Genomic DNA, 8,216 nt, shown 5'->3' on the forward strand with positions numbered 1-8,216 from the left:
GCTCTCTCAATGACAGACACCGCAAACACCAAAGTAATCGTCGGCATGTCCGGCGGCGTTGATTCCTCAGTCTCTGCCCTGCTATTGATGCAGCAAGGCTATCAGGTCGAAGGCCTGTTTATGAAAAACTGGGATGAAGATGACGGCACAGAATACTGTACGGCGAAAGATGATCTGGCCGATGCACAGGCGGTATGTGATAGGTTAGGCATCCACCTGCACAAAGCAAATTTTGCCGCAGAGTACTGGGACAATGTATTTGAGCACTTTCTGGAAGAATATAAGGCTGGCCGTACGCCCAACCCAGATATCTTGTGCAATCGTGAGATCAAGTTCAAAGCATTCCTGGAATACGCAAAAGCCCTGGGGGCAGAGCTGATTGCTACTGGCCATTACACGCGCCGTGGTGAAGTTAACGGTAAAGCAGCTCTGTTAAAAGGTCTTGATGCAAACAAGGATCAGAGCTATTTCCTGCATCAGGTAGGCACCGAAGAGCTTAAACAAACCCTATTCCCTGTTGGTGAATTAGAGAAACCTGAAGTACGCCGTTTGGCGGAAGAGCATGACCTCATCACCCACAATAAGAAGGACAGCACCGGAATCTGCTTTATCGGTGAACGTCGCTTTAAGGATTTTTTGCAGCAATACTTACCCGCCCAGCCAGGCAAGATAGAAACACCTGACGGCGAGGTGATTGGCGATCACTCCGGGCTGATGTACTACACGATAGGTCAACGCCAGGGCCTGCATATCGGAGGGCTAAAAAATTACCCTGAAGCACCTTGGTTCGTTGCTGAAAAGGATCTAACTCGAAATGTCCTGATCGCTGTACAAGGTAAGCAGCACGATCTGCTCTACACTGACTGGCTGACGGCCTCTGATATTTTCTGGATCAGTGGCGAAGTACCTCAGCTGCCAATGACACTCAGAGCAAAAATCCGTTATCGTCAGGATGATCAGGGCTGCACACTGTCTCTGAACGAAAAAGGCGAATACTATGTTTCGTTCGACGAGCCTCAACGGGCCATTACACCGGGACAATCTGTCGTATTCTACGATGGTGATATTTGCCTCGGCGGCGGTGTTATAGAGAATATGGGAAAAAATAATCATTCGGAGGAACTGGCCTGATGTCGCGCAAGCACGATGAACAAGCTATCGCTCTGGCCGGCCTTTTTCAGGCTGCCGCACTTGTAGAGCAGATTGCGACCCGTGGAATGGTCCCTCAAAACAGCCTCGAAACATCGCTGTATAGCACCTTCGTGACTAACCCCAGCTCAACAGAAGAGATTTACGGTGGCGCGCAAGAGCTGCCATTCAATCTTCAGCTAGGCCTACGAAACTTGCAGGATCTGGTTGAAAAGAAGCGTTCAGAACACAACAAAGACATTGTCCGTTATGCTTTAAGCATGATGCATCTGGAGCGCAAGCTTTGCAGCGACAAAGAGATGATGCAGTCCGTGGGCTCCCGATTGGATCAGATTCGCGAACAAGCGCGCTACTTCAGCCCGGAAAATGAAGACCCGATGCTAACACCATCGACGTTTTGCCATCCTAGCGTCATCGCCAACCTCGCAAGCCTCTATCAGGAAACTATCAGCACCTTTAGCTTCCGCATCCAGGTTGGAGGCGATCCCCGCCATCTGCAAAACGCAGAAAACGCGGCAAAAATCCGCGGACTGCTACTTGCAGGCATTCGATCTGCCATGTTGTGGCGACAGGTCGGCGGCAAACGCTGGCATCTGTTCTTCTTTAAGTCCCGTATGCGGCCTTCATTGAAGAAGATCCAGCCACACCCTTAAACAACCCGCGAACTTGTTCCTCCCACCTACGCAGATGGGCTGGAACAAACTTCCAATAGTCTGGTAGCAAAAGCTGTACGTTTTAAGGCTACCAGACTCTCCCGCATATCGTGCTGACCAATTGGCCTAAAAGAAAGTCTGGGACTTATTCGCCAGCTCTCTATAGCGCGAGCGGTTTTTTCGGTATAATGCCGCCCTTGATTTTACTAGTGAACGAAGAGATCTATTCCATGGAGCTTTCCGCCCTTACAGCTGTATCCCCGGTTGACGGCCGCTACGGTAGCAAAACTGCTGACCTGCGCCCTGTATTCAGTGAATTTGGCCTGATCAAAGCACGCGTGACTGTTGAAGTCCGCTGGCTGCAGAAACTGGCTGCACACCCGCAGATCACCGAAGTGCCAGCACTGAGCGATGAAGCTAACGCTGTGCTGAATGCTCTGGTCGACAACTTTGGTCAAACCGAAGCTGAACGCGTTAAAGAGATCGAGCGTACAACCAACCACGACGTTAAAGCGGTTGAATACCTGATCAAAGAGCGTATCGCAGACAATGCTGAACTGGCGGCGATCAGCGAATTCGTTCACTTTGCATGCACATCTGAAGACATCAACAACCTGTCTCACGCACTGATGCTGAAAGAAGGTATGGACGTTGTCCTGCCTATGATGCAACAGGTTAACGATGAGATTGCTGCTCTGGGTCGTGAGCACGCGGCTGAGCCAATGCTGTCCCGCACCCACGGTCAGACTGCATCACCAACCACTGTTGGTAAAGAGATGGCAAACGTTTCATACCGTTTGCAGCGTCAGATCAAACAGCTTCAGAACAATGAAATTCTGGGTAAAATCAACGGCGCTGTAGGTAACTACAACGCACACATCTCTGCATACGCAGACGTTGACTGGGTTGTAAACGCACAGGAATTTGTTGAAAGCCTGGGCCTGACCTTTAACCCATACACAACTCAGATCGAACCACACGATTACATCGCTGAGCTGTTTGATGCGGTTTGCCGCTTCAACACGATCCTGATCGACTTTGATCGCGACGTATGGGGTTACATCTGCCAGGGTTACTTCAAGCAGAAAACCATCGCAGGTGAAGTTGGCTCCTCTACAATGCCGCATAAAGTTAACCCGATTGACTTCGAAAACTCCGAAGGCAACCTGGGCATTGCAAACGCAATCATGCAGCACCTGGCGGCTAAGTTGCCAATCTCTCGCTGGCAGCGTGACCTGACTGACTCCACTGTTCTGCGTAACATGGGTGTAGGTTTCGGCTACAGCATGATCGCTTACCAGTCCACGCTGAAAGGTATTAGCAAGCTGCAGATCAACCCGGTTGTTCTGGATGCTGATCTGGAAGGTTCCTGGGAAGTTCTGGCTGAGCCAATCCAGACGGTAATGCGTCGCCACGGTATCGAAGAGCCATACGAAAAGCTGAAAGCTCTGACCCGCGGCCAGGAAATGAACAAAGAAACCATTCAGGCGTTTATCGATACGCTGGACATGCCTCAGGAAGCAAAAGACAGCCTGAAAGCACTGACTCCGCAGAACTACATCGGCAACGCAATCGATCAAGCAAAAGCGATCTAAGCGCTTTACTGATCTAAAAAACGGGGCCTGGTGCCCCGTTTTTTCTGACTCTAATTCTGATTTTTAAAAGACACTGCACATGGAAAAACTGACTGCATCGGACGGCACCTCAATTCGCTACATCAGCATCGGTCACGGCCGACCACTGATTTTCTTGCACGGCTGGACGGCCAACGCGCGCGAATGGCTCCCTTTTGCATCCGAACTCGCTGACGAGTTTCAGGTGTTTTGCTGGGATGCCCGCGGCCACGGCGACCACCAGTACGGAGAAGACTGCGACACCCATATCAGCACCATGGCTCAAGACCTACAACTGCTCATCGATAAATACGATCTGCAGGATGTGGTATTGGTCGGGCACTCAATGGGAGCGCTGACAACTTGGGAATATATTCGCCAGTTTGGCACCGAGCGTCTGGGCGGTGTGTGCATTGTCGACCAGTCCCCTAAGCTCGTCACTGATGATAGCTGGGAGCATGGCATTTATAGCAACTTCCCCGCTGATAAAAACCAGCAGCTAATTCAACGTCTATCTGAAAACTTCGCCGAAGGCGTTTTAGAATTGGTCGCTTTTGGCAACAACGTGCGCTCTCGGGAAAACTTCGAACGCAACTCCCGTGGCTTCCAGCAGATGCGTGAATACTTGCAGAAACTGCCGGGGCCGATGCTAACAGCATGCTGGCAATCTCTGACTGCACAAGATTATCGTGACATTGTCTCCGCCATCAATGTGCCTGCGCTGCTGATCTACGGCGACGAAAGCCAGTTTTATTCTCAGACACTAGCGAACTGGGTTGCGACCCAGATCAATGACTCCGAGCTGCATATCTATGAAAATTCAGATCACTCGCCTCAGCTTTGGCATCGCGAGCGATTTGTCTATGATCTGCGCCGTTTTGTAACACGCTTGAGTGAAGCCTGATCTAACTATGCTCGATAACATCCGTATTGTACTCATCAACACATTCCACCCCGGTAACGTGGGCGCTGCAGCGCGCGCGATGAAAAACATGGGCCTGACAGACCTCTGGCTGGTGGAACCCAACGATTACCCGAACGACGAAGCAGTCTCACGCGCAGCAGGCGCCAAAGACCTGCTCGACAACGCAACGATCGTTAGCTCGCTGGAAGAAGCGATCAGCGACTGCCAGCTTGTCATTGGCACCAGCGCCCGCAATCGTACGTTTAACTTGCCACAACTGGACGCTCGTGCCTGCGCCGCCAAGGCCACAACCGAATCACAGCAAGGCAAGGTGGCCATCGTTTTCGGTCGCGAAACCATGGGACTGCACAACAGCGAACTGCAACAGTGCAACTACCATGTGTTTATTCCATCCAACCCCGAATACCCGGTGATGAATATTTCACAGGCGGTTCAGGTCATGTGCTACGAATTATGGATGGAATCCAATCGCGATGACACGCAGTATCCGCAGCAGGAATATCCTCTGCACAAAGAGATGGGGTTATTCTATGACCACCTCGAACGGGTCCTGAATCGCACGAAGTTCATTATTCCTCAACATCAGGGAAAGGTACTGGAGAAGCTGCACCGTTATTTTAACCGGTCACGCCCTGAGAAAACGGAATTGAATATGCTGCGTGGTATCCTGACCTCGGTCGAGGAATCACTTGATAACGAGAAGTCGTAACCGACTCACACAATTCTTTTTTGGAAATCGCTATGCATCAAGATCTCGCCACATTATTAGAACAAACCGACCAGCTGCGCGAACATATGGACTCCCTGCGTGGAGGCATTCAGGCCGCACACGATCAGTCACGCCGCCTGGAATATGATGCAGCTGGCATTAACGAATGCATGGCCAGCATCCAGAAATGCGTACGCCTGGCAGGTAACAACCGCATGGCAGCACTTTCTGCGCGCGATATGCGTAAGGTTATGGGTGAGTTAGAAGAATCCGTAGAACGTCTTGCTGGGTTTATTGGCTAATGACAGAGCAGCCCTCCCCTTTTGGCGACATCTCAGTCGAAACCTTTCTGCAAGAATACTGGCAGAAAAAACCGCTACTAATTCGCAACGCCTTTCCTGACCTGGAAGCACCTGTCGGTGCAGACGAACTGGCTGGACTGGCGTGCGAAGAAGACGTCGAAGCACGTTTGGTCATTCAAGGTCCAGAAGAAGGCCAATGGGAACTGAAACACGGTCCCTTCAACGAAGACACCTTTGCCGCATTGCCTGAAGACAACTGGACCTTACTGGTTCAGGCCGTTGACCACTGGGTACCTGAAGCCAATGAGATCGTTGAACAGTTCCGCTTTATTCCCAACTGGCGTTATGACGATCTGATGGTGAGCTTCGCCAGCCAAGGAGGCGGGGTCGGGCCTCACTACGATAACTACGACGTATTCCTGATTCAGACACAGGGTAAACGTCGCTGGGAAGTGGGTGGGTTCTTTGATCAGAACTCTCCACGTCGTCCCGACATGCCCGTGATGATCATCCCAGACTGGGAAGCAGAAAATACCTGGGTACTGGAACCGGGTGACATGCTGTACATCCCACCTCAGGTTGGCCACAACGGCGTCAGCGAAAGCGACGACTGTATGACTTATTCAGTTGGCTTCCGAGCACCCTCCCACGCAGAAATTTTGCGTAGCTTCACTGATTTCGTGGGTGAAAAACTCACATCGGAATCTCGCTATACCGATCCAGACTTAAAGCTGCAGGATAATCCTGGGCAGATAGAAGCTGAATCGCTACAGCAGGTACGTGACATCTTTAACCAGTACCTGAATGATGACGCGCAGTTATCGAAATGGCTGGGAGAATTTGTGACTGATCCAAAATATCCGGATCTGGATCAAGCCCCAGAAGATGAGATCGCTCTGGAACAGTTACAGGAAACACTCGCAGATGGAGACCTGTTACTGAGCCGCAATGAAGGCAGCCGCTTCTCTTTCTTTCAGCTCCCTGAAAACCAGGTTCGGCTGTTTGTAGATGGCGAGAGCTTCCTGTGCAAAGGCTCCACCTGCACACTTGCTACTTCTTTATGCCAGAACCCGAACATTGTAATCAATCAGGGCGACTGGTCTGAAGAGGCACTAAAACTCTTGGTTCAGTTACTGAATCAAGGTTCAGTGTACTGCGAGTAACCCGGCTCCGCCCTGTGCCGGAACGCAACTTATGCGTTTCCGGCAGCCTCCTCTTCCACCGATTTCGCGACCTCCACGATTAAACGGCGTATCCACTTATGCGCGCTGTTGTGCTGCAGAAGCGGGCTCCATGCCATCTTGAGTTCGAACGGTGCTATTTCAAAAGGCGGTTCCTTAATCACCAGATTGGGATTCCCTTCCTGCGCGACCGCCGCTTTTGTCGGAATCGTCACCACCAGCGATTTCTGCTGCGCCAGCAGTGCGGCCGATTGATAGTGCCGGGTAAAGACCGTAATGTGCCGCTGACGACCAATTCGCTGCAGCGCTTCATCCACCCAACCAAGACGCTTGGTATCCTTGGGCGTTAGCCCCATCCCAGCCCCCATACCTGTTTTACTCACCCAAACATGATTCGCCTGCAAATAAGCATCCAGCGAAAATCGATCCACAATTGGGTTTTCGGAACTCAACAGGCAGGAAAAACTGTCACGCCATAACGTCACCTGATGAAACGACTGCGGCATGGAGTCAAAACGGTTTATAACGAGATCGACCTGACCACGCTCAACCTCCAGAAAGCTCATGTCACTGGGTGTCAGGATATCCAGCACCACTTCCGGTGCTTCATCGCGCAAACGCTCCAATAAACGGGGTAACAATGTTGATTCCCCGTAATCACTGGTCATGATCCTGAAAACCCGATCACTGGACGCCGCATCAAATTCCGTATTGGGCTCAACCGCCTGCTCAATCGTCGCCAACACCTGCCGAATGAGCGGCTGAAGTTCCAGTGCACGCTCGGTAGGCATCATACCTTCGCTGCTGCGTACCAGTAACGGGTCATCAAAGGTCTCCCGCAATCGGCGCAGTCCATTGCTCATAGCCGGCTGCGTAATACCGAGCACACTGGCTGATCGTGTGACATTGCGCTCCCTTAATAAGACATCCAGATACACCAGCAGATTAAGATCAATCCGTTCCAGATTCATAAATCACCCTCTCGCACACAGACTGCCACAGCCACGTAACTGTTTGGAAACATTAAACGAATATATCATATTCACAAAAATGATACCCAAGATAACCGCCATTTATTTCATTTATGCCGCAGAGCACTCTAGTATTGATCTCGTTCCCGAATTGAGCGGCCACAACATAGGCTGCCCCCTAATAATGAAGGATTAACCATGTCTACATTAAACAAAGATATCGACAGCATCTCCTCTCTGAAAGCGAATGCCGGTAGCCCTTGGGATGCCATCAACCCAGAATCTGCTGCCCGCATGCGTGCTCAGAATAAATTCAAAACTGGCCTGGACATCGCTAAGTACACTGCTGGCATCATGCGTCGTGACATGGCTGAGTTCGACAAAGACAAAACCAAGTACACCCAGTCTCTGGGCTGCTGGCACGGTTTTGTAGGTCAGCAGAAGCTGATCTCTATCAAAAAACACTTCGGTTCTACTGAACGTCGTTACCTGTACCTGTCCGGCTGGATGGTTGCTGCACTGCGCTCTGACTTCGGCCCTCTGCCAGATCAGTCCATGCACGAGAAAACCTCTGTAGCTTCTCTGGTAGCTGAGCTGTACACCTTCCTGCGTCAGGCTGATGCACGTGAACTGGGTGGCCTGTTCCGTGAACTGGACAAAGCACGCGAAGCGGGCGATGCAGCTAAAGAAGCTGACATCCAGAGCCAGATCGA

Annotated in this window: 8 protein-coding genes and 1 pseudogene; 8 read left to right on the forward strand and 1 reads right to left on the reverse strand. The window is 51.2% G+C overall.

Annotation, left to right across the window (positions count from 1 at the left end; all coding sequences use genetic code 11):
• Nucleotides 1–9: 9 nt before the first annotated feature.
• From mnmA to IOQ59_RS16340, 7 genes are all read left to right on the forward strand, one after another.
• A complete protein-coding gene (gene mnmA, locus IOQ59_RS16310; RefSeq protein ID WP_193954521.1) occupies nucleotides 10–1,131 on the forward strand; it encodes a tRNA 2-thiouridine(34) synthase MnmA in 1,122 nt (373 codons plus the stop codon).
• Nucleotides 1,131–1,802 (forward strand): high frequency lysogenization protein HflD, encoded by a 672-nt coding sequence (hflD, locus tag IOQ59_RS16315; protein ID WP_193954522.1) that lies wholly within the window; start codon nucleotides 1,131–1,133, stop codon nucleotides 1,800–1,802. Before mnmA ends, hflD begins: the two co-directional genes overlap by 1 nt.
• Before the next feature lie 230 nt (nucleotides 1,803–2,032).
• Nucleotides 2,033–3,397, forward strand: coding sequence for an adenylosuccinate lyase (purB, locus tag IOQ59_RS16320; RefSeq protein ID WP_193954531.1), 1,365 nt, complete (start codon nucleotides 2,033–2,035; stop codon nucleotides 3,395–3,397).
• Nucleotides 3,398–3,476: 79 nt separating this feature from the next.
• Nucleotides 3,477–4,319 carry an alpha/beta fold hydrolase gene (locus IOQ59_RS16325; protein ID WP_193954523.1) on the forward strand — a complete coding sequence of 281 codons (843 nt, stop codon included), beginning with the start codon at nucleotides 3,477–3,479 and terminating at the stop codon, nucleotides 4,317–4,319.
• A 7-nt stretch (nucleotides 4,320–4,326) separates the two neighbouring features.
• Entirely contained in the window at nucleotides 4,327–5,049 is a 723-nt protein-coding gene (gene trmJ, locus IOQ59_RS16330; RefSeq protein WP_193954524.1) for a tRNA (cytosine(32)/uridine(32)-2'-O)-methyltransferase TrmJ, read from the forward strand.
• A 32-nt stretch (nucleotides 5,050–5,081) separates the two neighbouring features.
• Complete coding sequence (locus IOQ59_RS16335) at nucleotides 5,082–5,351, forward strand: hypothetical protein (RefSeq protein WP_193954525.1); 270 nt, start codon at nucleotides 5,082–5,084, stop codon at nucleotides 5,349–5,351.
• The gene (locus IOQ59_RS16340) at nucleotides 5,351–6,514 is read left to right on the forward strand and encodes a ribosomal protein uL16 3-hydroxylase (protein WP_193954526.1); all 1,164 of its coding nucleotides are present in this window, start codon (nucleotides 5,351–5,353) and stop codon (nucleotides 6,512–6,514) included. Before IOQ59_RS16335 ends, IOQ59_RS16340 begins: the two co-directional genes overlap by 1 nt.
• Nucleotides 6,515–6,543: 29 nt before the next feature.
• On the opposite strand, the gene IOQ59_RS16345 is transcribed toward IOQ59_RS16340, so the two are convergent.
• Nucleotides 6,544–7,503, reverse strand: a complete 960-nt coding sequence (locus IOQ59_RS16345; protein WP_193954527.1) for a LysR family transcriptional regulator — start codon at nucleotides 7,501–7,503, stop codon at nucleotides 6,544–6,546.
• Between the two features lie 198 nt (nucleotides 7,504–7,701).
• Between IOQ59_RS16345 and IOQ59_RS16350 the strand changes: the two are divergent.
• Nucleotides 7,702–8,216, forward strand: a pseudogene (locus tag IOQ59_RS16350) (isocitrate lyase); the annotation flags it as partial.

Source organism: Pontibacterium sinense, from assembly GCF_015209595.1.
In the GTDB taxonomy this organism is placed as follows: Bacteria; Pseudomonadota; Gammaproteobacteria; order Pseudomonadales; family Balneatricaceae; genus Pontibacterium; species Pontibacterium sinense.